Below are 26,871 nucleotides of genomic sequence, written 5' to 3' on the forward strand. Positions count from 1 at the left end.
AAGAGGCATTGGTTGGTTCCCGGTAAGCAGTTCAGGGGCTTTTCGACATTTCCAACGGTATAGCGACCACCGAAGTAAGTCCGGCCGCGGCTCGATGCCTCCTACCGACTTCGTCGGCCCCGATAGCGGAGCTATCCGGGCCAACCGGAATCCGTTCGGCCAAATAGCGCAACGGGATACGAAGATCGCCGCTATTGCTGCATCGCAAATAGCAAGATATTCGCTGCGATTCGCGCCGCGTCTTCCCGCACATACCCCTTGCATTGCAGGGAGGAGCCATTTTCCATCGCGCAGCTGATGTCCAGCGGCGAAAAGACGACGATCAGGCGATCATCCAGCCACAGGCCTTCTAATTTGGGGGCCTGACGTGATTGGGTCGCCTGCAAGCCTTCCCCTTCCTGACGCTCTTGCGGATCGTTGACGGTGACGGTGGTGATATCAAAGCCGTTGTAGGCGTCGGAGTAGATGGGGTGATCGAGCGGAATTTCTTTCAGCTCGGCGTCGGGAAACATCATCTTCATTTCGCGGCGCAGCGCGGTGGTGAACGGCACGCTGGCGCAAATCGAGTCGGCGAAGAGAAATCCGCCGCGCGATAAATGCTCGGCCAAAGTAGTCCGATCTTTGGGAGTGAAGCGGAAGTCGCGCCGCCCATGCATAAAGATGATCGGGTACTCGTACAGCTTGTCATAGCTGGCCGGAATCAGGTGGGGCGAAGCGTCAAAGCGAAAATCAAGCTGCCGTCCCGCTACTTTAACCATGTTGGTCAGCGCCGCGGGAGCGTCGTCGGCGCCGCCGTTATGTTGCAGCTTGGCGACGACCAGCGTGTTGCGCAACTGGCCATCTTCGACCCCCAGCGTATCGTCGATCTCGATATCTTCCAGCTTGTCTTTCAGCTTGCGTCCCGTCGCGTAGGCCAACACGTTGGCGCCCATCAAGCTGCCGGCTTCGATCTGGGCGCGAACCGACGCCGGATAATTGGCAGTCGCTTCGCTGCGGTTCAGTTCCCAAAAGCAGCCGAGATCTTCAGGGCAATAAACGACGCTGGTGCGGCAGCAAGCGTCGATTCCGAGCAGCGGTTTGGCGTACTTCGCTTCGATCGGCGCTTCGGCGAACCAGATCGGATGATCCGGCGGCAACAGACGTAGCGGAGCGTCGGGGAAGATTCGTTTCATCAATGCGCGAAAGTCGGCGTCAAACTTGGCGCCGCCGCACGCCGCTTCGGCAAAGACGAAGCCTCCTTGCTCGATATACTGCTTCAAGCTTTTTTCTTGCTCTGGCGTCAGTTTCAATCCGTCTCGCCCGCTGATCCACAGGACTGGCGTTTGCAGCAGATCTTCGGTCGTCGCATGCGCGGCGTCGACCACTTGCCAGGTCATCCGCTGATTGCCCCAGCGCGGCTCGATAAAGTGAGTCAAATTGGCGATGTCGCTGCGGTGGCGATTCCAGTCGTTGCTGACCGTATTGCGCGGGCCGGCGGCGTCATGTTTGTATTTGGCGACCAAGACCGGCCGGCGACCTTTGGCCAGAAAGAGGAGCGCCAGCGAAGTTGAGACCGCCGGATGCGTGACTTCGGCGTTGCCGGTGCCGCGCCACGAACCGCTTAGCGTGTCTTGGTTGTTGACCAGCATCTCGGCGCCTTCGCGATACCAATCATGCTCGCCGATAAAGCGTCGCCCGCCCAAGCGTCCGACTCGTTCGACCGCATACAAATAGTAAAGCAAATTGAGCGAATCGCCCCCGTCGGCTGGGTTGGTATAGACCGTAAAGTTGCGGCCGAGCCAGGCGTAGCCATCTTCAATCGCATCGTTGGGGGTTTGCTGTCCGCAACATTGGATGTGTTCGCCGTTGACCTGGGCGTCTCCCTCGGCCAGACGTTTGGTGGTGATGATCATCGACGAGATTCCGGCCGCCGTCATGCTGCCGCGTCCCGGCGATTTCGGCAGATAGCCCCACGAGCCGTTCGGGTTTTGCGATTTTTCCCAGTAGTCGTGCGAGACGCGCCAGGTGGGTTCGTCAATCTTCGCTCCTACATGGGCCGCTTCATCCAGCGCTAGAATTGCGAATTGCGTATTGGAGTTGTCGCCGCCGCCGCCGCCGCGCGGATCCGAATAGGTCCACATGCCGCTCCGGTCGCCGCCGCGGATTTGAATTCCGGCCAACTTTTGGGCGTTGGCGACGATGCTCGCTTTGCGTCCGGTCGGATCGGTCATGCTGTAGGCCATGATTTGCAGACTGAGCGCATAGGTATGCTCTGGTTGGCCGATCTTCGTTTCTAAATACTGCAACCCTTTGGTCAGAGCCGGGTCATCTTCGTCGAGACCGCTTTCGATCAGCGCCAGCATCACCAGACTGGTCACGCCGCCGGGTTGGCCCGGATATTCGGACCAGCCGCCGTCGCTTTGTTGCTGCTTACGCAGAAAATTGACGCCGCGCGCAATCGCTTCGTTGACCCGCTGCGGCGTGACCGGGTTTCCCCCGCGTTGAACGTTCTGCGCGGCGGCGGTTGACAAATTGGTCGACAAAGTCGCCGCAATCGTCACAATCGCCAGGGTTGCATAGGCAAGCTGCGTAAGCTTCCCAGGAACCGTAAACGGGCTAGCTGTGCAGCGATGGATGGTCGACATAAATATCTAACTTTTCAGTAGTTAACGCCGATGCAGAAGTGCCCGTACACGTTGCCGTGGGCGGCTGTGATTCCTAAAATCACGCTGTCTGGACGCTTCCCACTATTTTAGAGCCATTCGGCGCTTTTGGGCGACAAAATTGCAATTTAGGTTCGCCCTGACAGGAAACGGCTTGTTACTGAACAACCGCAATCCCGCCAACGATTTCAGCCCATTGAGGATCGCTACGTGGCAAAAACCCGCAACCTCGGCGAAGTACTACAAGAGTTTAAGCAACAAAAGCTGGTCATGCAGCAAGAGTTGCAGAAGGTCATCGTCGGTCAAGAGGAAGTCATCGAGCAATTGTTCGCCGCTATCTTTACTCGCGGACATTGTTTGTTGGAAGGGGTGCCTGGTCTGGCCAAAACGTTGATGGTCAGCACGTTGGCCCGCGTGTTGGACATGCAGTTCAAACGCGTGCAGTTCACCCCCGACCTGATGCCGTCCGACATTACCGGCACCAATGTGTTAGAAGAAGACGAGAACGGCCGTCGCAACTTCCGCTTTGTCGAAGGGCCGGTTTTCACCAACATTCTGCTGGCTGACGAAATCAACAGGACCCCGCCCAAGACGCAAGCCTCGCTGCTGCAGGCGATGCAAGAACGCGAAGTGACCGTCGGTCGCGAGACGTATGACTTGCCCGATCCCTTTTTTACGATCGCGACGCAAAACCCGATCGAGCAAGAAGGAACCTACCCGCTGCCCGAAGCGCAGTTGGACCGCTTCATGTTCAACATCATCATCGGTTACCCCACGCTGAGCGAAGAAGAAAAGATCTTGTCGAGTACGACGCGGCAAGAGAAGGTCGAAGTGCGCAAGATTTTTTCGGCCCGTGCGATTCTCAACATTCAGAAGTTGGTCCAGTCGGTCGCCGTCAGCGAATACGTGGTGAAGTATGTCGCCCGACTTGTTCGTGCGACTCGTCCGAAAGACCCCGAAACCCCCAAGTTCATCCAAGAGCTGGTCGACTGGGGCGCCGGACCGCGGGCAGGTCAAAACCTGATCAACGGCGGCAAAGCGATCGCCGCGATGGAAGGTCGCTTCTCGGTCGCGATCGAAGACGTCAAAAAGATCGCAATCCCCGTGCTGCGTCACCGCATCAGCACCAACTTTCAAGCCCAGGCCGAAGGGATGACCAACGAAGACGTAATTCGCAAACTGCTAAAAGAAATCCCGGAACCGGAGATTGAAAAGTTTGAGAAGTAGGGCAGGCCGTGCCTGCCAAAGAAACGAGTAAGGTGCGTCGAGACGCACCTTCGCCCTGCCAAACGACAAAACACTAGCCCGCAGCGCAAGCGAGGGAATGCGGCCGGAATTAAAAAAACATCGCTACGGATAAAAATGTAGCCGTTCCCCCCCACAAAAACCATGCTGAACAAACATAGCCGCACGCATTCCCTCGCTTGCGCAACGGGCTAATGTCCTATCCAGCCGGCGGCAGGCACGGCCTGCCCTACGAAGACGAAACCCATGTCGACCGTTGAGAGCTACCTAAAGCCGGAAGTTATTCGCCAGATTTCGCGGCTGGACCTGCGCGCTCAGTTTGTCGTGCGGGGGTTCTTTCAAGGTTTGCACGCGTCTCCCTATCACGGCTTCTCGGTCGAGTTCAGCGAGCATCGCCGCTACGAACAAGGGGACGACCCCAAAGACATCGACTGGCTCGTCTACGCGAAGACCGATCGCTACTACATCAAAAAGTTTGAAGCCGAAACCAACATCACCGGCTACCTGGCGATGGATCTCTCGAAGTCGATGGGCTACACCTATCGCCAAGAGATGACCAAGTTTGACTACGCGATCTCGCTGGCCGCCGCGATTTGCTACTTGATGATTCATCAGCAAGACCCCGTTGGGTTGGTGACCTTTGATACGAAGATCCGCCAAAGTCTGCCTCCGAAGTCCAAGCGCAAGCATCTGGGGGATGTCCTCTCGCTGCTGACTAATTTGAAGCCGACCGGCGAGACCGACATCGCTCATAGCTTGTCGCAGTTGGCTGCGATGCTCAAGCATCGCAGCGTAGTGATGATCTTCAGCGATTTGCTGTCGGATCCTGAGGAAGTTTTCAAAGCGCTGTATCAACTGCGGCATCGTCAACATGACGTCATCCTGTTTCATATTCTGGATGAAGCGGAAGTCACGTTTCCGTTTGACGGCATGGTCGAACTGGAAGATCCAGAGTCGACCGAAGTTCTCAAGCTTGACGCCGGCAGCTATCGCGCCGACTATCGCAAAGAGGTCGAAGCGTTTCGTGAGCGCTATCGCCGCGACGCTTCAAAGGCGGGCGTGGACTACGTCGAGCTCGATACCAGCATGCCGTTCGACAAAGCGTTGACCGAATACCTGATTAACCGTCGCACGAGGTTTTAAGCCATGCAGTTGGCCAACCTCAGCTTGCTGATCGGCGGCCTGTTAATCGGCGTCCCGATCTTGTTGCATCTGGTGATGCGGCAGCAGCCGAAGCGGATCGTGTTTCCCGCTTTACGGTTTGTGCGTGCGCGCAACGTGCAGAACCAACGTCGGCTCGAACTAAAGCATTGGATCCTGCTCTTCCTCCGTTGCGTTGCGATCTTGTTGCTGGTGTTGGCGCTGGCGCGACCGAGCGTCAGTTCGGCCGCGGTCAGCAGTTGGGTCTTGGTGGGATTGCTCGCGTTTGGCGCGGGGATCGCCGGGATCGTCGCGGCGGCGACTTGGCTCGTGGGCGCTAGTCGAGGACTGGCCATCGGCATGACGATATTGGCGATTGCGCTGCTGGCCGGCGTAGGCGTGGTGACGCCGCTGGCGCTCAGCGCCGGAGGCGCAGGTTCGTTGGGAGATCAAGAGGCGCCGGTCTCGGCGGTCTTTGTGTTCGACACTTCGCCGCGACTCTTATATCAGCACGAAAATCAAACGCGGCTGGAGAAAGCCCAAGAGATCGCGATTTGGTTGACCGGCCAATTGCCGCCAGAAAGCGAAGTTGCGATCGCCGATCGACGCACCGGCGCATCGATCTTCGCCGCGGATATCGGCGCCGCGCGTCAGGCGATTCAACGACTGGAAGTTTCGCCCGGCGGTGAAAGCATGGATCGGATCGTTAGCCAGGCGGTCGATCTGGCCGACTCGAGCGAAAAGAAGCGAAAAGAGATCTACGTCTTTACCGATCTCAGTCAGCCGGCCTGGAGCGGGGCGCAGCAAAGCGATTTGAAAAACAAATTGGCCCAGCATCCTGACTATCCGTTGTATTTGATCGACGTCGGCGCTGTCGATGTGCGCAATACGTCGGTCGCCGATTTGCAGCTTTCGGCCGATAGCGTCTCGAAAAACAGCGACGTGCTGGTGCAGGTCGAAGTGGCCCAAGATGGACCAGAAACTTCGCAAACGTTGGAGCTCTATCTGGAGCAACTCGATAACGCATTGCCGATCGTGGAAGATGGCGAGCTGATCTTGCCGAAGGCCGATCGCCGTGATCGCCGTAATTTGCAATTAGCCGACGGAGAATCTCAAGCCGTTCAGTTTCGCCTGTCGGACTTGCCGGTCGGCGTGCATCACGGCTGGGTCAATCTGGCCGCGGCCGATGGTCTCGAGGCGGATGACAAACGTTGGTTTACGTTTGAAGTCCGTGAGCCGTGGCCGCTGCTGGTTGTCGAAACGACGCCAGACGCGAGTCGTGATTTGATCAACGCGATCGCGCCGCCGGCGTTTCAAGATTCGGGCCGCGCTCCGTTTCAAGTCGATGTCGTCACGCCGGAAACGCTCGACCGACAAGAGCTGGACGCCTATCGCGGCATCGTGCTCGTTGATCCCGGCGCCTATTCCAACAACGCCTGGCGAAAGCTGGATCAATATGTTCAACGGGGCGGAGGACTCGCGATCTTTTTGGGACAGTCCGCTTCGCTCGACAAAATGAATGGCGAAGAGCCGCAGAAGTTGTTGCCTGGTAAGCTGTCGCGACAATGGAGAGCCGGTGATCGCATCTGGTATTTGGAGCCCAAGGATTACCAGCATCAATTGCTGGCCCCGTTTCGCGAAATCGGCGACAGCGTCCCGTGGCGCAGTTTTCCGGTTGCTCGGCATTGGTCGTTTGACGATCTCGCGCCGGAAGCGGATGTCGTCATTCCCTTTAGTAGCCCCAACAACTTGCCTGCACTGATCGAACAACGCATCGGCGATGGCCTGGTGCTGACCTTCACCACGTCGATCGCCTCGGGCGAATCGCCGCCGTGGAATACGCTCTTCACCGGGTTTGATTCATGGCCCTTTTTCGTGCTCACGAATCAAATGGCGAAATATTTGGTCCGTAGCGGCGAAGAGCGGTTGAACTACTTTGTCGGCGAGCGAGCGTCGCTGCTGACCGGTCCGCAGCAAGCCGAGCAAACGCATTTGCTGTTCACGCCGCGTGGAGGAGATCCGCAAGAGGTGATCCCCGATCGGGGTTTGATCACGATTCCGTTCACCGATCAAATCGGCTCGTACCGTTTGCGTCCGCTGGGAGGCGGACCGACGCTGGGTTTTAGCGTCAACTTGCCGCCGTATGCGACGCAGCTCAATCCGCTTGCGGCGGAAGAGTTGGACGGGATCTTTGGCGCCGATCGCTATCAGGTCGCCAAAGAGCAAAGCGAAATCGAGCGGGAGCAAGGGAAGGCTCGCGTCGGTCGCGAGTTTTTCTCACCGTTGATTTTGCTGGTGGCGCTGATGTTGGCGATCGAGTTCGCCCTGTCGCAACGCTTCTATCGGCAGGAGGCGTAGCGCACGCATGTCTGGCTGGTACCTGCAACCAACGTTCGATAGTCTTACGGTCGTGTTCATCACGGCGGTGATCCTGGTTGCACTGCTGGCGATCGCGCCTTCGTTTGCATCGACCACCGAACGTCGTCGCGGGCTGATCGCGCTGTTGCGTTTCGGCGCGATCGGACTGCTGGTGCTGACCATGTTGCGCCCAACCTGGCTGACAACCACTACGCGACCGCAAACGGCGACGTTGGTCGTGATGTACGACGTCAGTCAGAGCATGTCGATCCCCGATTCATCCGCAGGCGAAACCCGCTATGACGCGGTGCAGGAGGCGCTGAAAGGAGTGCAGTCTGATCTGGCGTCCCTCGGTCAGAACATTGAGGTCGCGGTCTATGCGTTTGATTCGCAAGCCGAACGGGTCGCGTTTGAAAATGGCAAGATTGCATTTCCGCAAGACGCCGCCGGCCGCTTTACCGATATCGGTTCGTCACTCGATGATGTCGTCCGTCAGATGGCCGGCAAGAAGCTGGCCGGCGTCGTGCTGTTGTCCGACGGAGCGCAGCGCGTCTTTACTCCTCGGGTTGAATTGCAAAGAGCGGCCCGCGATCTGGCGCGGCTGGACGTGCCGCTGCATACGCTGACGTTTGGTCAGGCGATTGATCCGTCGCAGGCCCGCGATGTGGCGGTCAAAACGTTGGCCGATCAGTTTACCGTCTTCGTCAAAAACGAGATGGTCGTCCAGGCGGCGATTCATATTCAAGGGATGGCCAATCGCCCGGTGCCGGTGCAGTTGATCCTCGAAAACGAAAAAGGAGAAGCGACCGTCATCGATACGAAACGGATTCAATCGACAAAGGATCAGGAGACGCTCGACGTCGGCTTTCGCTTCACGCCGCAAACGCCGGGGCAGTACAAGCTGACCGTCGCGATCGAGCCGCAAGAGGGAGAGCTGATTAGCAAAAACAATCGACTGGACGCTTATTTGAATGTGCTGTCGGGCGGATTGAAGGTGCTGTATGTCGAAGGACGCGTGCTTGATCGGTACGAGCAAATGTATTTGCGCCGTGCAATCGCCAAGTCGGCCGATATGCAGATCGATTTTCAATGGCTCGATCGTCGTCGCCGCGATCAATGGCCGGTTGATCTGACCAAGCAGATGGAAGAGGGGAAGTACGACGTTTTCATTATCGGCGATCTCGATTCGACCGCGCTGAGCGATTCGACGCTGACGTTGTTGGCCAAGCAGGTCGAAGAAGGGAAAGGGCTGATGATGCAGGGAGGCTTTCACACATTTGGCGCTGGGCGGTATCAACGGACTCCGCTGGCCGACGTGTTGCCGATTACGATCAATCGCTTTGAAGGACAAGACTTTGATGCGCCGATTCGGGAAGACCTGCACGTCGCTGGGCCGCTTGCATTGCATCCGACCAAACCGCATTACTTAACGACGATCGCCGTGCTGACCGAAAATAATAACGCCTGGCAGTCATTGCCGCCGATGCATGGCGCCAATCATTTTGAAGGGATCAAGCCGCGGGCTCAAGTTTTGCTAGAAACCAATCGCAACGTACCGATCTTGGTTGCTGGCGAGTATGGTCTCGGCCGCGTGTTGGCTTTCGCCGTCGATGGAACCTGGCAATGGGCTTCATTTGGCAAGGCCGATCTGCACAAACGTTTTTGGAGGCAGTGCATCTTGTGGCTGGCCAAGAAGGAAGAACTGGAACGCCGCGATGTGTATGTCGAACTGCCGCAGCGCCGCTTTCCGCCGCAGTCGCAGTTCACCTTTAACGCCGGCGCGCGCGACGCCGCTGGAGATGTGATCGCGGATGCGACGTTCCAGGCGTCGCTCATCGCACCTGATGGCAGCAAGACCAACGTGCGTTTGGCGCCTGGCGATGAAGGGGTGATCGGTACGGTCGAAACCGGCGACACCGCCGGCGACTATATGCTGGAGGTCACGGCGCTGCGCGACGGCAAAGCGCTTGGCGTCGGCAACGGGCGATTCTTTGTCGCCGATCAAGATTTAGAGCTCGCCGATCCTTCGGCCAAACCATCGCAAATGGCGAGCCTGGCTGCGATTACTTCCAGCGCCGGCGGAAAAGCCTGGGCCGCCGAGCAATTGCCGGAACTGATCGAGATGGTGAAAAAATCGCCGCCTGAGACCGAAATCGAAGTCCAAACCAAATGGACCTGGCCCGAGTCGGCTCGCGACGCATGGCTGAATCTGATCTTGGTCGTCGGCTTGCTCAGCGGCGAATGGTACCTGCGAAAGAAGTGGGGCATGGTGTAGGTCAAGCGTTGGCCGGACGCATTGCTCTCTTCGTAGCCCACTGCGCCAGTTTTGAAGTTGCGCAATTTCCCGGTTGGCCCCGATAGCTCCGCTATCGGGGCGGCGCAGCCGTAAGAGGCATTGGCTCCCGGTATGCAGTTCGGGGCCATTTCGCCATTTCAAACGGCGCGGCAACCACCGCTCTAGGTCCGGCCGCGGCTCGATGCCTCTTACCGACTTCGTCGGCCGCGATAGCGGAGCTATCGCGGCCAACCAGGGAAATCGCGCAACCTCAAAACTCGCGCAGCGGCTACGAAGAAAACTTCGTTCCAGTGACAACGCTCCTCCCGAGTCCTACAATGACGCTTAGTAGGTTGAACGACTTGCGCGTGCGTCTGGCGCGGAAGGTCGGTTTGGCTTAACACCGTCAATAGCGCATCCGGCGAAGGGTGTCAGGGAGGTACGAAAGATGACCAGTGAGAAACCGAAGCCGACAACTACCGACGCCGGGATTCCGGTCGCTAGTGATGAACATTCGCTGACCGTCGGAGCGGATGGTCCGATTGTGCTGCATGATCACTATCTGATCGAGCAGATGGCGAATTTCAATCGCGAGCGGATCGCCGAACGACAGCCGCATGCCAAAGGCTCCGGCGCGTTTGGGCATTTTGAAGTGACGCACGACGTCAGCGCTTATACCAAAGCGGCGGTGTTTCAGCCGGGCGTGAAGACCGACACGCTGATTCGCTTTTCGACGGTGGCCGGTGAACGAGGGAGCCCCGATACTTGGCGCGATCCCCGCGGATTTGCGCTGAAGTTCTACACCACCGAAGGCAACTACGACATGGTGGGGAACAACACGCCGGTTTTCTTTATTCGCGATCCGATGAAGTTTCAACATTTCATCCGTTCGCAGAAACGCCGCGCTGACAACGGCCTGCGTGATCATGACATGCAATGGGATTTCTGGTCGCTCTCGCCGGAGTCGGCTCATCAGGTCACATGGCTGATGGGAGATCGCGGGATTCCCAAGACCTGGCGCAATATGAACGGCTATTCGAGCCATACCTATATGTGGGTCAACGCCGCCGGCGAGCGGTTCTGGGTAAAGTACCACTTCAAAACGGATCAAGGCAATGATTTTCTGACCCAGGACGAAGCGGTACGCATCGCCGGCGAAGACGCCGACTATCATCGTCGCGATCTGTTCCAAGCGATCGAGCAGGGTAATTATCCCAGTTGGACGCTCCACATGCAGATCATGCCGTATGAAGAAGCGAAGACCTATCGCTTCAACCCGTTCGACCTGACGAAAGTTTGGCCGCATAGCGACTATCCGCTGCAGGAAGTGGGCAAGCTCACGCTGAATCGTAATCCGACTGATTTCCATACCGAGATCGAACAAGCGGCGTTCGAGCCGAACAATCTGGTCCCGGGAATCGGCGTCAGTCCTGACAAGATGTTGCTTGGTCGGATGTTCGCCTATGCCGACGCGCATCGTGCCCGCATGGGAGTGAACTACAAGCAAGTTCCGGTCAATCGCCCCCAGTGTCCGGTACATAGCTACAGCAAAGATGGCGCGATGCGGGTTGATAACGTGACCGATCCGGTCTACGCGCCCAACTCGAAAGGTGGCCCGGCCGCCGATCCCGAGCATTATCCGGCTGCCGAAGTTTGGAGCGCTGACGGCGAGTTTGTTCACGCCGCCTATACGCTCCGCCAAGATGACGACGACTGGGGCCAAGCCGGAACGTTGGTGCGTGAAGTGCTGGACGACGCCGCGCGGGATCGCTTGGTGTCGAACGTCGTCGGGCATATTAAAGGGGGCGTTAAAGAGCCGGTCCTGGCCCGCGTTCTGCAGTACTGGCGCAACATCGACAAGACGATCGGCGATCGCATCGCCAAGGGGGTAAGCGGCGGTTAATCGATCGATTTAGAACCAGCAGCGCTTCTGATCGGAGGAATCCGGCCGGGAGCGTTTTTTTATGCGCGGGTCGAGCAAGGGAATCGCGTTGTCGTCGCGGCAAAGTATTAGTTAGAAGGCGAACTATAATTCTTGGAAAAATGACAGCATGGATAGTGGAAAGCCGTCACATTAGGAGTTAGCCTAGCAGCTTACCCGATCCTTAAACTCGCCGGGGCTGACATGTTTAAGATCTCAAGCTTGCGCGTTCCGTTGTTGCTGGTGATGGCGGCTCTGGTTGGAAATGCAGTCGCGACCAGCCCTTTGTTGGATCCGCCCAAGACCGCCGAAGAGTTGGGCCAGTCGCCAACGACTTTAACGGCGGACGAGACCGCTGCAGTATCTCCGTCGATCCAAGACTCCGCCTCGCTGGATCTCCATTCGGCGCCGAAGTTTGACGAGATCGTCCAGGCCGAGAGCAGCCGCTAAGCCGTTGTAGGGTTTGCTGTGCGGACCAAGTGTTGGCGCCGCATTTCAGAGGGTCCGCCCAAACGGCTCTCTAATCCTCTTCCTCATCTTCGCCCCAGGTGATCATGTCGCCGAAGCAAACTTCGCTTTGGCGGATCGCTTTTTCGCGGAGCGGTGCGTGGACGGCGATATCTTCCGGCGTCCAGTCGAACGTGTCGAACAAGATGCACCACTCGATGTTGACCAGTTCCAGGTTCTGCTCGGCGATCGACGCTTCAAACAACTTGACCGCTTCGTAGAAGTTGCCGGTTGGGACGAAGCAGTGAGTGAAGATGCCGGAGACTTCGGCCGGGTCGAAGGCGCTGTCGGCGGTCGGTTTCAGCTCGACCATCAGAAAGTAAGTGCTCGGTTCAGACAACAGACAGATCCTTCAGAGGTCGACAGGCGAATAACACTGCCGACATCGTAGCACTTGCCCACGCCGGTTGACTACACGGCGTATTGCTTAACGAACATCGCGACTGCGGATTGGATGATTCGTTCTTTTTCGGCCGCCGCCGGCATCGGTTCGAGCCCAAAGACTTGCGGCCAGAAGGTGAACGCCTGCAGTAGTCCGCAAAATTGGGCGGCGGCGAACTCGGCGTCCTCAATTTGCAGGCGACCTGCTGCGGTCGCTTGCTCGAGCCAGCGAACCAACCGCACGCGAAACCGTTTCTGATCGCCGATCGTTTGCTGGGCCAAATGAGGCGACATCAAGAAACGAGAGAGGGTGACCCGAACCAATCCCTGAAAGCTGGCGGAAGTGAACAGCTCGACCACATGCCGCGCGTTGGCCGCCAGTTGCTCGGCCAGGTCGCGGTCTGGCTCATGCGGAAAATCGGGGAGCGATTCGGTCGTTTCCAGCAGTTCTTCGATGATCGCCAGAAAGAGAGCGTCTTTGCTCTCAAAGTGGTTGTAGACCGTCCTCTTGCTCACTTCGGCGGTCTCGGCGATCCGGTTCATGCTGGTGTTGTCGAAGCCGCAGGTTTCAAATTCTTTCACCGCAGCAGCCACGATCGCGGCTCGTTTCCGATCGGTCAGACGGGATTCCGTGGGGAGCTCGACGGGCAAACTTGCACCTTGGGGTTTACTTTTGCTAGGCAACGCTTAAACTATACCGCTCGGTTTACTTTTCGGCAAATCCGCGGACAAACTAAGGCAATCTTATGGCCTTTACTCGCATTTTAACGCATTTATCGGTTTCCGTCTCCTTGGTTGGTCTCTTCGTAGGGGGGCTTGGGGGCTGCTCGCCGCAGACCGAAACGGCGGAAGTTCGCAAACCGCCGCGTCCCGTTTCGACGATCACGCTGAATACAACGCGACCTGGAGTCGCTTCCGAGGTAACCGGATCGGTCGTTTCTTGGAAGACCGAGCAGATTGGTTTCGAGGTCGAAGGTCGCGTTCGCCAGGTGATTGAGCCGAACGAACAGATCGAAGGGCGTCTTGTCGCCCAAAATGGCGAATCGCACTTGCTCTCGGAAGGAACCCCGCTGGCCCGGTTGGATGACGAACGATTTCAGATCACCGTGCAATCGGCCAAGGCCGCCGTCGAAGTGGCCCGCCGACAAATTGAGGCCGTTCAGGTAGATATCGAACAGCGAATTCCGGCCAGCATCGCCGCGGCCGAAGCGGAGAAACAACTGGCCGAGATTGAAATGGCCCGCACGCAAAAGCTGTTTGACAAATCGGCCAGCACGCAGGCGGCGCTCGATCAAGCGATCACGACAATGGCGACCGCCGAAGCGAACGTCGCGCGCGCCAAAGCCGAACTCTCCTCGCGACAAGCGGAAGTTCGTTCGTTGGAAGCCCAAGCGTTGCAGGCTGAACAACAGTTGGCCGACGCCGAGCGGAACTTGGAAGATGTCGTGCTCTACAGTTCGTTTCGCGGACAGATCGCCGAGACGCATGTGTTGCCGGGCAGCTACGTCAAAGCAGGCGATCCGGTGATCACGGTGCAGCTGATGGATCCGGTCTCGATCGAGTTCGAGCTTTCCGCCGCGGCGTCGCGCAAATTCCAACATGGCGATTCGCTGCGGATCTATACGATCAACCCTGGCCAGCCGCGGAAAGAACTGTGCGGCTTCGTCTATCTGACCGACGCCGTCGCCGATTCGCAGACGCGCACCTTTACGGTCAAGTTGTTGGTTCGCAACGAAGAAGTGCAAATGACGCCGCCGATGGAGTTGGATGGATACCCCGTGGCGCGGACCGTCGATCTCTGGCCGCTGAACATTGGCCCCGTGTTGAGCGGCGACCAGCGGCTGTTTGTCGAAGAAGAATCGATTCATCATGACGCGCAAGGCGCCTTTGTGTGGAAAGCGACCAACCGACACATGGGGGAAATATCGGACAACAAAAACCGCGTGCTGACGGTCGAGAAGATTCGCGTCGACGCTCAGCCGGTCAGCGTGCCGTTTTTGGGAAACTGGAACTTTGTGCCGGTCACCATTCGAAGCGATCAAAACTTTGATCCTGAGCGGGACTTGATCGCCGGCAAGATGATCGTCGAGGGACAAGAAGCCGACGACTGGAACGGCGATAAGCTGCTCTATGATCGCGGCGGCTGGCTGTTGCGACCAGGAGATCTGGTGCGCGTCGAGCTCTCGGAAGATTCGGCGGGGAGCGGCTTGTATGTCCCGATGAAAGCGCTGCGGCACGCCAGCGGTCAAGCGTCGGTCTTTGTGGTGGATCGGTCAACGCCTGATCGCCCCATTGCGCGAGAAACGCCAGTCACAATCGTGACGGCTGACGCAGCGCTGCGACAAGAAGCGGCGCTGCAGCGGATTGAACCGGTCGAGCCTGGGACGCTGGCGGCCGGCGCCCAATTGATTGTCGAAGGAGTCCATTACCTGGTTGATGGCGATGAAATCGTGCTGATCAAAAAACCGGGAGCCGCCCAGTGAACTATCTGCCGGAATTCGCGATCAAACGGCCGACGGTGGTCGTTTCGATCGTGCTGATGACCGTCGTCTGGGGGATCGTCAGCTTTATGACGATGCCGCGCCGCGAAGACCCTGACTTTACGATCAAAGTTTGCGTCGTCGCGACCCGTTGGACCGGCGCTTCGGCTCAAAAGGTCGAAGAGCTGGTCACCGATCCGCTGGAAGAAGCGATTGACGGCTTGGAAGAAGTGAAACTGATCCGTTCGAATTCGAGCAACGGACTCTCGACGATCTTCGTCGAACTGGAAGATGCGCTGCCGGGAAGCAAAGTTGACGACATCTGGGATAAAGTCCGCGCACGCGTTCGCAACGTTCCGATGCCGGAGCCGAACATCACGCCCTACGTGAATGATGAGTTCACCGATACGAACATCATTTTGTTCGCGGTGCACCAAAAACCGCTCCACGGCGCCGCCGAAATTGATCCGGCGTACGCTTACTCGCCGCGCGACTTGGATCTCTTCTCCGAACAGATTCGGGACGAACTGCGACTGCTGCCAGGCGTGGCGAAAGTCGACCGTTTCGGCGTTCTGGAGGAAGCGATCTATATCGAAACCGACGTTGGCGCCTGGTCGAAACTGCAGCTTACCTCGTCGCAATTGAAGTCGCTGGTCGAAGCACGCAACATTGTCGCGCCCGGCGGAACGATCGACGCCGATGATGGGCGATTTTATGTGAAGCCGGGGGGCGAACTCGACGCCGTCCAGGAACTCGATTCGATCATCGCGGCCCTTTCGCCCACCGATAGCGGCGCTAACCATGTTTATCTTGAGAGTCTCGGGCTGAACGTCCGCCGCGATTATCTCGATCCGCCGCCGCTGATTTGCCGTTACGGCGACAACGAAATGGAACAGTCCGCGGTGGTGGTCGCCGTGACGATGAAGTCAGGCTCGAACATCATCGAGATTTGCGATTCGGCCAAAGCCAAAGTCGCTCAAATGCAGAACGTCGTCGGCTCGTTGCCGCCCGATCTGGGCGTGACGATCATCTCGGATCAGTCGGACAGCGTGAAAGGGCGAATTCGGGATGTGATCGTCAACATCATCGAAGCGATCTTGATCGTCATCGTCCTGGTCTATCTGGTGGTCGGATTTCGCACGGCGGCGGTGATGGCGGCGAACATTCCGTTTGTCGTGCTGTCGTCGATCGGCGTGATCACGTTGTTTGACGTGCAGTTAGAACAAATGTCGCTGGCGTCGATGATCATCGCGCTGGGGCTATTGGTGGACAACGCGGTGCAGATTTGCGATCAGGCCCGCACCAATCAAATGGCCGGCATGTCACCGACCGCCGCAGCGGTTGCCGGCGCGCAGATGTTGGGCGCGTCGATGTTGAACGGAACGTTGACGACGATCGCCGCGTTTGTGCCGATGCTGATCGCGCTGGATGGCGCCAACCGCGAGTTCATCTATGGTTTACCGGTGACCTTATCGGTCATGCTGGGGATCAGTTGGATCTTGGCGATGACTTTTTGCGTGATTTTGGCCGCGGCGTTTATCCGGGCGCCCAAAGATCCAGCCAGGCCGACCGCCCCGATTCCGTGGCTAATGGCCTGGTGCGCCGCCCGGTTTCGCAAAGGAGGACGACCGCATGGAGAAGGCCAGGGGATCGTGTACGAGACCTACGCTTTTCTGGGTCGGTTCGCTTTAAGGTTCAAGTTCGCGACGATTGGGTTCGCGGTGTTGATGCTGATATTGGCGATGCGTTTGCCGGTTGGCAGCGAGTTCTTTCCGCTGACCGAACGTGACCAATTTGTGGTGGAAATCTGGTTGCCAGAGATCGCGACGATCGAACAGACCGACGCCGTTGCGAAAGAAGTCGAAGCGATGATTCGCAAACTTTCTCCGTACGTCGACGCCGAAGGAAAGCAACGCGAACGCTTGGCTGCGATGCGCACGTTGGTGGGTGGAGGAGGTTCGCGCTGGTATTTGTCGTGGGAGCCGGAGCCGCGTAAACCGAACTACGCCGAGATATTGATTCACACGACCGACGGAAAATTGACGCATGAATTTGCTGAACAGCTGCGAGCCGTCTCGAAGCGTGGAGATGAGCGCCTCGGTTTGCAACCGATCGTGGGCGCTCGTGTCGTGCCGATCGAACTTTTCTTGGGACCACCGGCTGACCCGGTCGTGCTGCGCGTGGTCGGAGATGGATTCGCCGATAGGAAGCGTCTGCATCGCGCGGCGGATCAGGTCAAGTCGATGGTCGAAGCGGAGCCGGAGACGTGGGACGTCAACGACTCGTGGGGCGTCGAAGGTTATCAACTGCAGGTCGACGTCGATCCTGACAAAGCAAGCTTGTCGCGTGTCGGCAACTCACAGATCGCCGAGACGCTCAACGCCTATTACTCGGGACGTTTGTTGACCACCTTCCGCGAAGGGGATCATCAGGTGCCGGTCTACTTTCGTCTGCGGCCCGAAGGACGACGCTCGATCGCCGATATCGAATCGGCCTATGTCGAAGGGGATGCGGGTAAAATTCCGCTCTCGGCGGTCGCGACCATTTCGGCGACCTGGGAGCCGGCGATGATCGATCGTCGCGATATGAACCGGACGATTGAAGTTCGTTCTCGCGTCGAGCCGGGCGCGTCGGGCAACGACATCACGATGCGCGTGATGAACTCGCCAGAGATGAAAGAGCTAATAGCGCAGTTACCGCCAGGCTTTCGGGTCGAAATCGGCGGCGCTATGGAAGAGTCGATGAAGGCCCAAGGAAAGATGCTCAAATCGTTTGGGTTGTCGTTTGTGGTCATCGTGCTGTTGCTGATTATTCAGTTCAATAGCTTGTCGAAGATGCTGGTGATCGTCGGCACCTTGCCGCTGGCGATGATTGGATCGATCTTCGGGCTGTGGATCACGTCGAATCCGCTCGGCTTTATGCCGCAGTTGGGCGTGCTGTCGCTATTTGGCATCGTGCTGAACGCCGGGATTATTTTTATGGAGTTCGCCGATATCGTCATTCGCGAGCGCGCCGAAAAAGCGAGCGGCGGCCCCATCTTGGGTTTGACGAAAGTCGAGTTCCGCGCCGCTTTGGTCGAAGCGGGACGCCAACGTTTGATGCCGATCTTTTTGACGACGGCGACCACGGTAGGCGGTTTGTTGCCGCTAGCGCTAGCCGGCGGTCCGCTGTGGGAAGGAATGGCCTGGCTGATGATCTATGGTCTGATGGTCGCGACGCTATTGACGTTGTTCGTCATTCCGGCTTTGTACGCCGTGGTGGTCGAAACCTTCGGTTTGCGCCCGTTCGTGAAAGAAGAGACACCAGCGCCGACCGGATAAGAAATACGAGGGAAGGGACTAACGCTCGTTGCGACGAGCGTACCGGAAAAGGCTTGCATCACGGCCTTGATGCAAGCCTTTTTTCTTCTTAGCCCGCCAGCGCAACCTCAAAACTTGGGCAGCGGGCTATTTCTTCTCCTGACAATCGGCCAAGGCCAGCAGCGCGAATGAGGTCGCCAGGTTGGCGTCTCCTTCGAGCCATTGCGTGTTGCTGTTGGACCACGAGCCATCTTCCTTTTGGCGTTTCGCGAGTTCGGCCAGCAGTTCTTTGCGCCAATCGTGGGTGACGCCGGATGCGTCGGTGATCGTCGGTTGTCCCAACGCGTCGAGCGACTTGGCGAACGTTTGGTAGTAATAGAAAACGCCGGCCTGACCCATACCAGGATTGGCTGTAACGTCGAAGTTTTTTTGGATGTACTTGAGCACCGCTTTCACACGCGGGTCATCTTTGTCGACGCCGGCATAGATCATGCTCTTCAGTCCGGCGTAACCCATCGAACCATAGCTGCGAAGTCCGCCGTCGGGCGTACCGCGATCCCCCTGATCGCCGCTGACTGCCGGAGTGTAATAGAAGCCGCCGTCGTTCACTTTGCCGGCGAACTTGGTCGTGTTGTATTCGCTTTCCAGGTTTTGACAGCGGCTAACGAAGACGAGCGCCTTTTGAATCGCTTCGTCCTCTTTGTCGGCGCCGCTCGAAACGAGCGCGTCCATCAAAAACGCGGTGTTCGACAAGTCAGGTCGCGTTTTGCCGCTGTAGCCCGATCCGCCGTAGTTGACATCTTCTTCCCCGACTCCATCGGTGTCAGTGATCTGCACGCCGCGAACGTACTTTTCGGCGTTTTTGACGATCGTGTCGTACTTGCCGTCGGTGTTCGCTTTGTTGAAGCACATCAACGCGATGCAAGTTTCATAGTTTTTCAAACGTCCATTGGCCGCGTAGACGCCGCCATCGTCGTGGACCGCTTTTTCGAGATAAGCGAGACTTTTGGCGACTTGCGGGTCGTTGGGGCTGCGGCCATGTTCGAGCAGGGCCAACGTAGCGATTGCGGTCGGGCCGATGCCGACCTGCGAACTGTAAGAACCGTCGTCCGCTTGATTCGAGGAGAGGAACTTCACCCCTTTGGCGACAACCGTATCGTAGTCAGCGTCGGCGGCGCTGGCGCTGCGAAACGAGCCAAACGTCAAAGTGACAACCAACAACGGCAAAACGGCGCTGAGAAACTTACGACAGGCCGTGGGGTTCACCAACATACGATTCTCCATGGGAAATACAGAGCAGGGGGGCGACGTGATTGGGATTGGCTTGGGTAGCAATTGCCGCGCCAGGCCGATTATCCGTTACAAAGCGGCGATATCGTCGGACCGCTTCCTTTTCTATTTGTACCTTGATTTTGGCTGTGGGTATCGATTGTCGGCAGAATCGACAGTGATGTCGGGTGATCCGACAGCAGGGAGAGATCGATTTTTCGTCGCGGCTGCTGGTCGTAACCTAAAATAGAGAACCCTCGGGGGGGGAATCTGCGCCTTTTTGCTACCTCGGAAAGTAGAACCATGTCTCGTTTTGCATTATTCGTCGCTCTTTTGATTGGTGGGTTCGCCGCTGCTCCGGTTTCGGCCGCTCAACCGGCGGACGAAGTCGAACTGGTCGATATGGACGAGCTGTATCAGTTTGGACAGTTGGCCGCGACGCTGGCGACCTATCGCCCCAATCCGTATCTCTATCACGATGAAGCGATCAAGCTGCAAGCGATCGCCGATTCGCTCGTGGGACGAGAAGTGGAGTTCACCGCGGGGGTTCGCAACTTTGATCATGACGAGGTAATGGTCAACGTTTCGTGGGCTGGCCGTACGTTAATTGCGATGCAGCATACTTATCCACCGATGTTTGGCAACAACGAAACTCGGGTTTATCAACCGATGCCGCGCCGCAACTTGTTTGTGCAGCCGGTCGGTTTGCGGATCGGCGATGAGATTCCGTTCTCGCTGGTGCGAAAGCTGAATGTCGGCGACGGGCTCGTCTTCCGCGGCAAGATCGCGGCGGCGCCGACCTGGTTGACTTGCAACATGTTCTTTCCGGCCGTTGGGGTCGTCATTTCGGACTGGCGAATCGTCGCCGCGAATCACAACGTTGTTGAAATCGATCTCGAAACTAGTAATCCTGACTAGCTTCGTCGCTGGAGGAGAGTCGAGGCTCCTCACGGATCGACCTCGCCGTCCGCGCAATTATTTGCTGAGATAGCGCGAAATAGCCGCTATCGCTGCATAAATTCGGCCATTCTTGGGACAACGCGTCAGTCGTCGCCTTAACCGGCGTAGTGTAAGATAGAGTGCTTGGGCGACTGGTAATGGTCGTCGTTATGCATCAGGGCGAATTGTTCACTCTCCACCGGAACTGAGATTCATGCGAATTGCGTCTGTCTGTTTGATCGCACTTCTGTTGGCCGTTTCTACCGCTACGGCTGCCGAGACGCTTGGCGTTTCCAAGACAAAACCAGCCGAGGGCCCGTTTGTCGAAATCGACGGCGGCTTTATGGTCCCTTACGAAATCGACGTCCCCGGAACCCAGGTCAAACTGTCGATGGTTCCTGTCCCCGGCGGAACCCGCGTCATGGGCGAAGGCGCCGCCGCCTATACGGTCAAGATCGAACCGTTCTGGATGTCCAAGACCGAAACGAGCTGGGCTCAATACAAAGAGTTCATGCAGCTTTATGACATCTTCAAGAAGATCGAAGGAAACGGAGATCGCCTGGTCACTGACGAGAATCGAGTCGACGCGGTAACGATCCCGACGCCGTTGTACGAACCGAGTTTCACCTTTGAAAATGGGGAAGACCCACAGCAAGCGGCCGTCACCATGACGCAGTATTCTGCGATGCAGTACAGCAAGTGGATGAGCGGCGTCACCGGCGATCAATACCGTTTGCCGAGCGAAGCCGAATGGGAACATGCGGCCGCAGGCGGCGTGAAAGGGCCTTACTCGTTTGGCGATGTCGATAAGATCGGCGATTATGCGTGGTATGTCGAAAATTCGGAAGGCGCGCAAAACAAAGTGGGCGAAAAGAAGCCGAATCCGTATGGCTTGAACGACATGCACGGCAACGTGTGGGAATGGGTGTTGGACGCCTATACCGAAACGCCGCCTGAGGCGCTGGCCGGCAAGACGGTCACCGTGGCCGAAGCGATTCAATGGCCGACCAAACCGTTCCCGCTCTGCACCAAAGGGGGTTCGTGGGACGACGACGCCGAAAATTGTAAAGTGACCTCGAAGTTGGGATCGCATGACGACGATTGGAAAGCTTCCGATCCGAACATCCCGCTCAGCCCATGGTGGTTCACCGAGTATCCTTCGACCTGTGTCGGTTTCCGCTTGATTCGCCCGCTGACCAAATTGCCGAAAGCCGAAATGGTCAAATACTGGGACTCGCTCCCCGAATTCCTGCAGTTTGACGTGAACGATCGCCTGGGCGGCGGCCGCGGCGTGCTTGGACTGGTCGACGAAAAGTTGCCAGCCGCGATTAAAGAAGTCGAAGACTAACCGTCGCACGCGACCTACTCAAACAATGCGAAACGCCGCGGGTTATCCCGCGGCGTTTTTTTGTGCCCGCGATGCTTCAGCCGGCGCTGCAGCTGCCGATTCGCGACAAGTTGTCCCGTGTGATCGTTTGGACGAGAATTGAACTTCCGTCGACTGCTTGCCAGCGTGACCGCCCAAGGAGCAGGCCAAGGAGTGACCGATAACCACCCTATTCATTTGGAGAGATCAACCATGAAATTGCAATTTGGAAGAGTCGCAACATTCGGGCTGGTCAGCGCGGTCACCAGTTGGTGCTTCTTGATGGGAAGCATGATTTCAATCAGCCGGGCTGAAGACATGGTCCAAAGGGTATCGCCTGTGCAGATCGAGGGGCTGATCGCCTTCTGGGATTTTCAGGAAACGGCAGGCCAGCCGCGATTGTCCCAAGGGCCCAATCAGTTGGCGCTTCAAGAGCAAAACGGACCGATCCAGCGGGTAAAGGAGGGAGTCTTCGGATCGTACGCCGCTCGTATCCAGCAGGGACAATGGTTGATGATCGACCGGCCTGACGTGGGCGCATTGAATCTGCATGGTCGGGAGGCCCAAGTGACGGTTGTCGCTTGGGTTCGCCGCAAATCGAAGTCGAATTGGCAAGCGATCGCCGGGCTGTGGGATGAGACCCGCGGCAAACGGCAATACTGTCTGTTTCTCAATGCGCCGCGCGGTACGAAGGCGAGTGAAATGCAACGGTATCCATTAGCCAACCGAGCGCATGGTCATGTCTCCAGCGTTGGAGGGCCGACGCCGGGAGAAAAGTATTGCATTACCTATTCAAGCGGAGCAACCGAGATTCCGCTCGCAGAATGGACGTGCGTTGCGATGAGCTACGACGGACAAACGTCCCGCGTTTATGTGAATGGGAAGTTGGACTCGCTGGACGACTACAATCCTTTTCTCGCTCCTGGGGGCCTGTTTGATGGAAAAGAAGAAGGGGCCGCTTTTACCGTCGGCGCCGTTCATCGCTCCAACGAATGGGGAAATTTCTTTGGTGGAGACATCGGGGGATTGGCGATCTTTGATCGATCGCTCCACGAAACGGAATTAAGCCAACTTGCCGGAAACGGCGACCCGGACGAATCGCACTAGTGTTCCGTCACGCGACAATTTTCAGGCGCCATGATTTTATTAGCCGTAGTGCGTTAGCACCGGTTTCTGATGGGAACTCATTTGCGAAAGACACTTGGTAACAGAAACCGCGGCTAACGCCGTGCGGCTGATTTCGTGGAAGCCGAAAATAGCGGTTTGACAGAACACTAGGCGAATAACGCAGCATCAGTCTTGCTGCATTAGATAGGCTACCAGGTCGGCCATGTTGTTGTGCGAGATCGATTTGCCAAAGCCTTCCGGCATCAGGCTCTTGCCTGTGGATTGCAGCTCCTCAATATCTTCCCGAAAGATGGCTGTCGATTCGCCATTGGAGCGCAGGATCGTCAGACTATGATCCGATTCGTTCGTGATGATTCCAGAAATCACGCGGCCATCGACCGTGGCGATCAGATAGTTCAGGTACTTCGAGTCGACCGACTTATTGGGAGCGACAATCGCTTCCAAGAGGTTCTTTGGCGTCCGGTTGGTCAGCGATCCCAAGTTGGGCCCGACCTGACCACCTTCGTCTCGAAAACGATGGCAAACGCTGCAGTTCTTTTGGAAGACGATTCTTCCCTGCGTCGCGTCTCCTTGATCGACGGAACCAGTCTCTATGCTGGTGTTGTTAGAGGGCTCGACCGACGCGTGAAAATAAACGCGAAATTGATCCGCTGCAGGGTGATTGAGAAAGCGTTGCTGCAACGCTAGGTCGATATCCGCAGCGACAAGCGTACGATCACGAAGCGCCTGAATAAATCGGTCGTGCCAGGCGGGCTGAGAAGCGATTTCTTCTAGAATGGTGCGTCGCATTTGCGGCGAATAGGCGGACCAACCAGAGAGCAGCACGTCGCAACATTCCGGCGTAGACTGCTCTCCGAGTTTGCATATCAGCGCTTTCTGAAGATCCGAAGAGACCGTGGGCTGCAATATTTGCGCGGCTAACTTGAGATCGGATGAGAGTTTGTCAGGAACCAGAAAAAGCGTATGGATCGCCAAGGTTTTTAGCCAAGCGGGAGCCGTATTAGAGGTAATAACATGACGTGACGACTCGGCGACATGCGGGATTGCTTCGATCAACTGCGTGGGAAGATTATCCTTCTGCACGTTGGACAAGCGGCTGACAATATCGACGGCGATCATCGCCCTGGCAAGGTCCTCCGTTTCTTCGGAATTCTCCGACAATATGCGGAGAAGCGGTTCGTGCACATCCAACGCCAGCGCCATTCGCATCACCTCTCGGTAAACTTCTCGGACCGCTTCTTTTTCTGGCGGCAATTCTGAAATAGAGAGAGCAACTGCGGCAATATTTTCGGAGGTCAGCGAGCTCAAGAGAGCTGTGCGAATCCATTTGGAGGAGAGATGCTGCGGGAGCAACTTGGCCATGAGCTCGACGGCGAAGGGTTGATTCCATTGTCCAAGCGAGCACGCCAATTGAAGTTGAATGACCGGATCGGGATCTTGGGCCAGGTTGGCGATCGCCTGGGAAAGTTCGGGACTGGGATCGGCGATGCGCTCCGCCATCCTTAAGCTATGCCGGCGAATTGGCATGGAAGGATCTTTCAGACCTTTGACAAGAATCTTTTCGTCTGTTTCGCCAATACCATGTAAGACGTAAAGCGCGTTAAGCCGACCCAACGGCGTGTGGTCTAGGTCCAAGAAATCGCGGATTGCGGCTTCCAGAGCGGGATCTTGAGTTTCAAAAAGCAATCGCTTTGCATTGTCACGAATCCAACCGTTGGTATGGTCCAACAGTTCGACCAACGCAGCTGTCGATTGTTCGCGAAGTCGCAGCGGAGGATGGACGACGCCCTCTTCAGGAACAACGCGATAGATACGGCCCCGGCCATCACCGGCACGCACATAGGGAGCAATTGCCTGTTTGCCTGCTTCGGGCAGCCAATGAGGGTGTTCGATCACGTAGCGATACATGTCGACCACCCAGAGTGCGCCGTCCGGACCGGTTCGCACCATGACGGGGCGACACCAGCGGTCTTGCGAAGCGAGAAAGTCAACCGTGTCGTTCGCAGAATCTCGTTGCATTGTAAAACTGACCCCCTGACGAGTCAGAAGGTTGTGCTGAATGATGTTATGGACCGGTTCGCAGGTAAAGCTGTGCGAGACATCGCCCTCGGCAAAGAGCAGTGAATCTCGATAGACCATGCCAGAGCAAGCGGAGGTAAAGCGTCCCGCTTGTTGATGGGAGTGAAACCGCGATTCGATTTCGCTGATCGGATAGACGCGCGGATTCGCCTCGGTCAGCAGGGACCGCGGCTCAGGTGCGATCATGTGAGGGTTTCTGCAGAGATACTTCTCTTCCAGCACATAGTGCCATAGCGGGAAGCTGTTTTGCACGCCAAACCAGTTGCCCCAGCCATCGGTGTTCCGTCCAAACTGCGACGGACCTGAAAGCGGCTCAACGATTCCCGTGGTTGGATGAAAGCGGAAGTCGCGGCTCCCTATTTGAAAGAGTTCGCCGGTTCGATGGGATTTGATTTTTGTACCGCCGCCGTAGGAGGATGCATGGCTTCCGCTAGCGCAATAGATCCAGCCATCGAGTCCCCACCGCAGTCCATTCATGCGCAACTGTTGGTTTCCTTCGTGGAAGCCGCTGAAGAGGACCTCTTTGCGATCGCAAACGCCATCCTTATCCGTGTCGGCCAGGTAAAGGATTTCCGGCGCCGCCGTCACGATCACGCCATCGTTCCAAGCAACGATTCCGTTGGGAAAGTTAAGTCCATCCATAAAGAGCGTGGACTTGTCGTACTGACTGTCCGCATTGGTGTTTTCGAGAACTCGGATACGACCTCCCGGCTTCCCGTTCCCATCAAGACCGTTGGGATAGTCGGCCATTTCGACAACCCACAGCCGACCATCCGCATCCCAGTCAATCGCCACCGGATCCATGGTCAGCGGTTCCGCCGCCATCAACTCGACGCGAAAGCCGTCGCGGGCTTTCCAGGCCGAAAGACCTGCCTGGGGTTCCAGCGGCTTGGTAGGAGCAGGGGATTCATCGGCAGGAGTGAACGTCGTTTCCGAGAGTTGGGGATCGGGCGCTAATTCGAGCAGTTCAATGTTTCGATAAAGCACTTCCGCACATTCGCATTGAAACGCGATACGGCCGGAAGTTAGCGGAATTGCCTTCCCCGGGGATTTCTGAAAAGCCTTCATGTTGACGCAAAAGTTATTGATCTGACCATTGACCAAGTGCAATGCACGATCTCCTCTTACAACGACTTCGACGGTGGTCCAACCATCCGATTCCCGTGTCTGACTCTTCACCACGCGCGTGACCTTGCCGGGCTGACCAAAGGTCTTGTAGGCGCCGTTGGACGCAGCGTCGGTGAATTGCTTTTGGGAAGCATCCACCGGGCTATCGCCGCCGGTATAGACGAAGTAAAGATCTCCCGTATCCCCTTCTTGAACTTGACATTCGACGCTCGTGGGCCAGATCTTTTCGGCGCCGATCGTATGGTAGAGAAGTCCCGCGTCACGTTTTTGGCGCATTCGAGGTGCGAACTTCTTCTCGCCCCAGCGATACTCGAAACGGAGACGGTAGTCGCAATACTCGCGGTCGGTCAACAGAACGCCGTATGGCATGGTCTTCCCAGCCGGCGTGTCGCGATAGACGTGGATCGTATCGTCGACAGCTTGAAAGATCTTGTCCGGATCTTCGCCCGGCTGCTGATTTTTGAGGACCACTTTCCAACCGGCGAAATTCTTCCCGTTGAAAAGTGATCGCCACGATTTCCCTGCGGAATCTTGCACTGCCTGACGATAGAAAACTTGACTTTCTGGAAGCGACGCCTGGTTCGATTCCGCCGCGATAGATATTTGCAAATCAACGCTAACGAGCGTCCAGACGACAAGCAGCGCGCACAGAAGTCTCGTCGCCTTAGAAACAGGCGCCGAGGATTGAAGATCCGTGATCAAGGGGACTCGAGT

The 26,871-nt window shown here is 57.0% G+C and carries 16 protein-coding genes; 11 read left to right on the top strand and 5 right to left on the bottom strand.

What is annotated here, in order from left to right; all coding sequences use genetic code 11:
• Nucleotides 1-191: 191 nt before the first annotated feature.
• Nucleotides 192-2,624: a DUF4159 domain-containing protein gene (locus tag M4951_RS02255; protein ID WP_262024862.1), complete on the bottom strand. Its 2,433-nt coding sequence runs from the start codon at nucleotides 2,622-2,624 to the stop codon at nucleotides 192-194.
• Between the two features lie 288 nt (nucleotides 2,625-2,912).
• Here M4951_RS02255 and M4951_RS02260 point away from each other — a divergent pair, with 288 nt between their 5' ends.
• The 6 genes from M4951_RS02260 to M4951_RS02285 all read left to right on the top strand — a co-directional run bounded on the left by M4951_RS02260 (nucleotide 2,913) and on the right by M4951_RS02285 (nucleotide 12,031).
• Nucleotides 2,913-3,869 (top strand): AAA family ATPase, encoded by a 957-nt coding sequence (locus tag M4951_RS02260; protein ID WP_262026981.1) that lies wholly within the window; start codon nucleotides 2,913-2,915, stop codon nucleotides 3,867-3,869.
• A 264-nt stretch (nucleotides 3,870-4,133) separates the two neighbouring features.
• On the top strand, nucleotides 4,134-5,030 hold the full coding sequence (locus tag M4951_RS02265; RefSeq protein WP_262024863.1) for a DUF58 domain-containing protein: 897 nt from the start codon (nucleotides 4,134-4,136) through the stop codon (nucleotides 5,028-5,030).
• A 3-nt stretch (nucleotides 5,031-5,033) separates the two neighbouring features.
• Nucleotides 5,034-7,385, top strand: a complete 2,352-nt coding sequence (locus M4951_RS02270) for a BatA domain-containing protein (protein ID WP_262024864.1) — start codon at nucleotides 5,034-5,036, stop codon at nucleotides 7,383-7,385.
• Between the two features lie 7 nt (nucleotides 7,386-7,392).
• On the top strand, nucleotides 7,393-9,660 hold the full coding sequence (locus M4951_RS02275; RefSeq protein ID WP_262024865.1) for a glutamine amidotransferase: 2,268 nt from the start codon (nucleotides 7,393-7,395) through the stop codon (nucleotides 9,658-9,660).
• 448 nt (nucleotides 9,661-10,108) lie between these two features.
• Nucleotides 10,109-11,563 (top strand): catalase, encoded by a 1,455-nt coding sequence (locus M4951_RS02280; protein ID WP_262024866.1) that lies wholly within the window; start codon nucleotides 10,109-10,111, stop codon nucleotides 11,561-11,563.
• A 222-nt stretch (nucleotides 11,564-11,785) separates the two neighbouring features.
• Nucleotides 11,786-12,031, top strand: coding sequence for a hypothetical protein (locus tag M4951_RS02285; protein ID WP_262024867.1), 246 nt, complete (start codon nucleotides 11,786-11,788; stop codon nucleotides 12,029-12,031).
• Between the two features lie 70 nt (nucleotides 12,032-12,101).
• On the opposite strand, the gene M4951_RS02290 is transcribed toward M4951_RS02285, so the two are convergent.
• Together M4951_RS02290 and M4951_RS02295 are read right to left on the bottom strand one after the other, a co-directional pair.
• Nucleotides 12,102-12,428: a hypothetical protein gene (locus M4951_RS02290; protein WP_262024868.1), complete on the bottom strand. Its 327-nt coding sequence runs from the start codon at nucleotides 12,426-12,428 to the stop codon at nucleotides 12,102-12,104.
• Nucleotides 12,429-12,499: 71 nt separating this feature from the next.
• On the bottom strand, nucleotides 12,500-13,063 hold the full coding sequence (locus M4951_RS02295) for a TetR/AcrR family transcriptional regulator (protein WP_262024869.1): 564 nt from the start codon (nucleotides 13,061-13,063) through the stop codon (nucleotides 12,500-12,502).
• A 152-nt stretch (nucleotides 13,064-13,215) separates the two neighbouring features.
• On the opposite strand from M4951_RS02295, the gene M4951_RS02300 reads away from it, so the two are divergent.
• Nucleotides 13,216-14,952, top strand: coding sequence for an efflux RND transporter periplasmic adaptor subunit (locus tag M4951_RS02300; RefSeq protein WP_262024870.1), 1,737 nt, complete (start codon nucleotides 13,216-13,218; stop codon nucleotides 14,950-14,952).
• Nucleotides 14,949-18,269, top strand: coding sequence for an efflux RND transporter permease subunit (locus tag M4951_RS02305; protein WP_262024871.1), 3,321 nt, complete (start codon nucleotides 14,949-14,951; stop codon nucleotides 18,267-18,269). The genes M4951_RS02300 and M4951_RS02305 overlap by 4 nt, the downstream gene beginning before the upstream one ends.
• Before the next feature lie 126 nt (nucleotides 18,270-18,395).
• Here M4951_RS02305 and M4951_RS02310 read toward each other — a convergent pair whose 3' ends face one another.
• Nucleotides 18,396-19,520 carry a prenyltransferase/squalene oxidase repeat-containing protein gene (locus M4951_RS02310; protein ID WP_262024872.1) on the bottom strand — a complete coding sequence of 375 codons (1,125 nt, stop codon included), beginning with the start codon at nucleotides 19,518-19,520 and terminating at the stop codon, nucleotides 18,396-18,398.
• Nucleotides 19,521-19,820: 300 nt separating this feature from the next.
• Between M4951_RS02310 and M4951_RS02315 the strand changes: the two genes are divergently transcribed.
• The 3 genes from M4951_RS02315 (at nucleotide 19,821) to M4951_RS02325 (ending at nucleotide 22,929) form a co-directional block, all read left to right on the top strand.
• Nucleotides 19,821-20,435: a hypothetical protein gene (locus M4951_RS02315; protein WP_262024873.1), complete on the top strand. Its 615-nt coding sequence runs from the start codon at nucleotides 19,821-19,823 to the stop codon at nucleotides 20,433-20,435.
• 235 nt (nucleotides 20,436-20,670) lie between these two features.
• Nucleotides 20,671-21,804, top strand: coding sequence for a formylglycine-generating enzyme family protein (locus tag M4951_RS02320; RefSeq protein ID WP_262024874.1), 1,134 nt, complete (start codon nucleotides 20,671-20,673; stop codon nucleotides 21,802-21,804).
• Between the two features lie 231 nt (nucleotides 21,805-22,035).
• Complete coding sequence (locus M4951_RS02325) at nucleotides 22,036-22,929, top strand: LamG domain-containing protein (RefSeq protein ID WP_262024875.1); 894 nt, start codon at nucleotides 22,036-22,038, stop codon at nucleotides 22,927-22,929.
• 186 nt (nucleotides 22,930-23,115) lie between these two features.
• Here the strand turns inward: M4951_RS02325 and M4951_RS02330 are convergent, their stop codons facing one another.
• On the bottom strand, nucleotides 23,116-26,766 hold the full coding sequence (locus tag M4951_RS02330; RefSeq protein ID WP_262024876.1) for a PVC-type heme-binding CxxCH protein: 3,651 nt from the start codon (nucleotides 26,764-26,766) through the stop codon (nucleotides 23,116-23,118).
• Nucleotides 26,767-26,871: the final 105 nt, after the last annotated feature.

It is taken from the genome of Blastopirellula sp. J2-11 (assembly GCF_024584705.1).
GTDB lineage: Bacteria > Planctomycetota > Planctomycetia > Pirellulales > Pirellulaceae > Blastopirellula.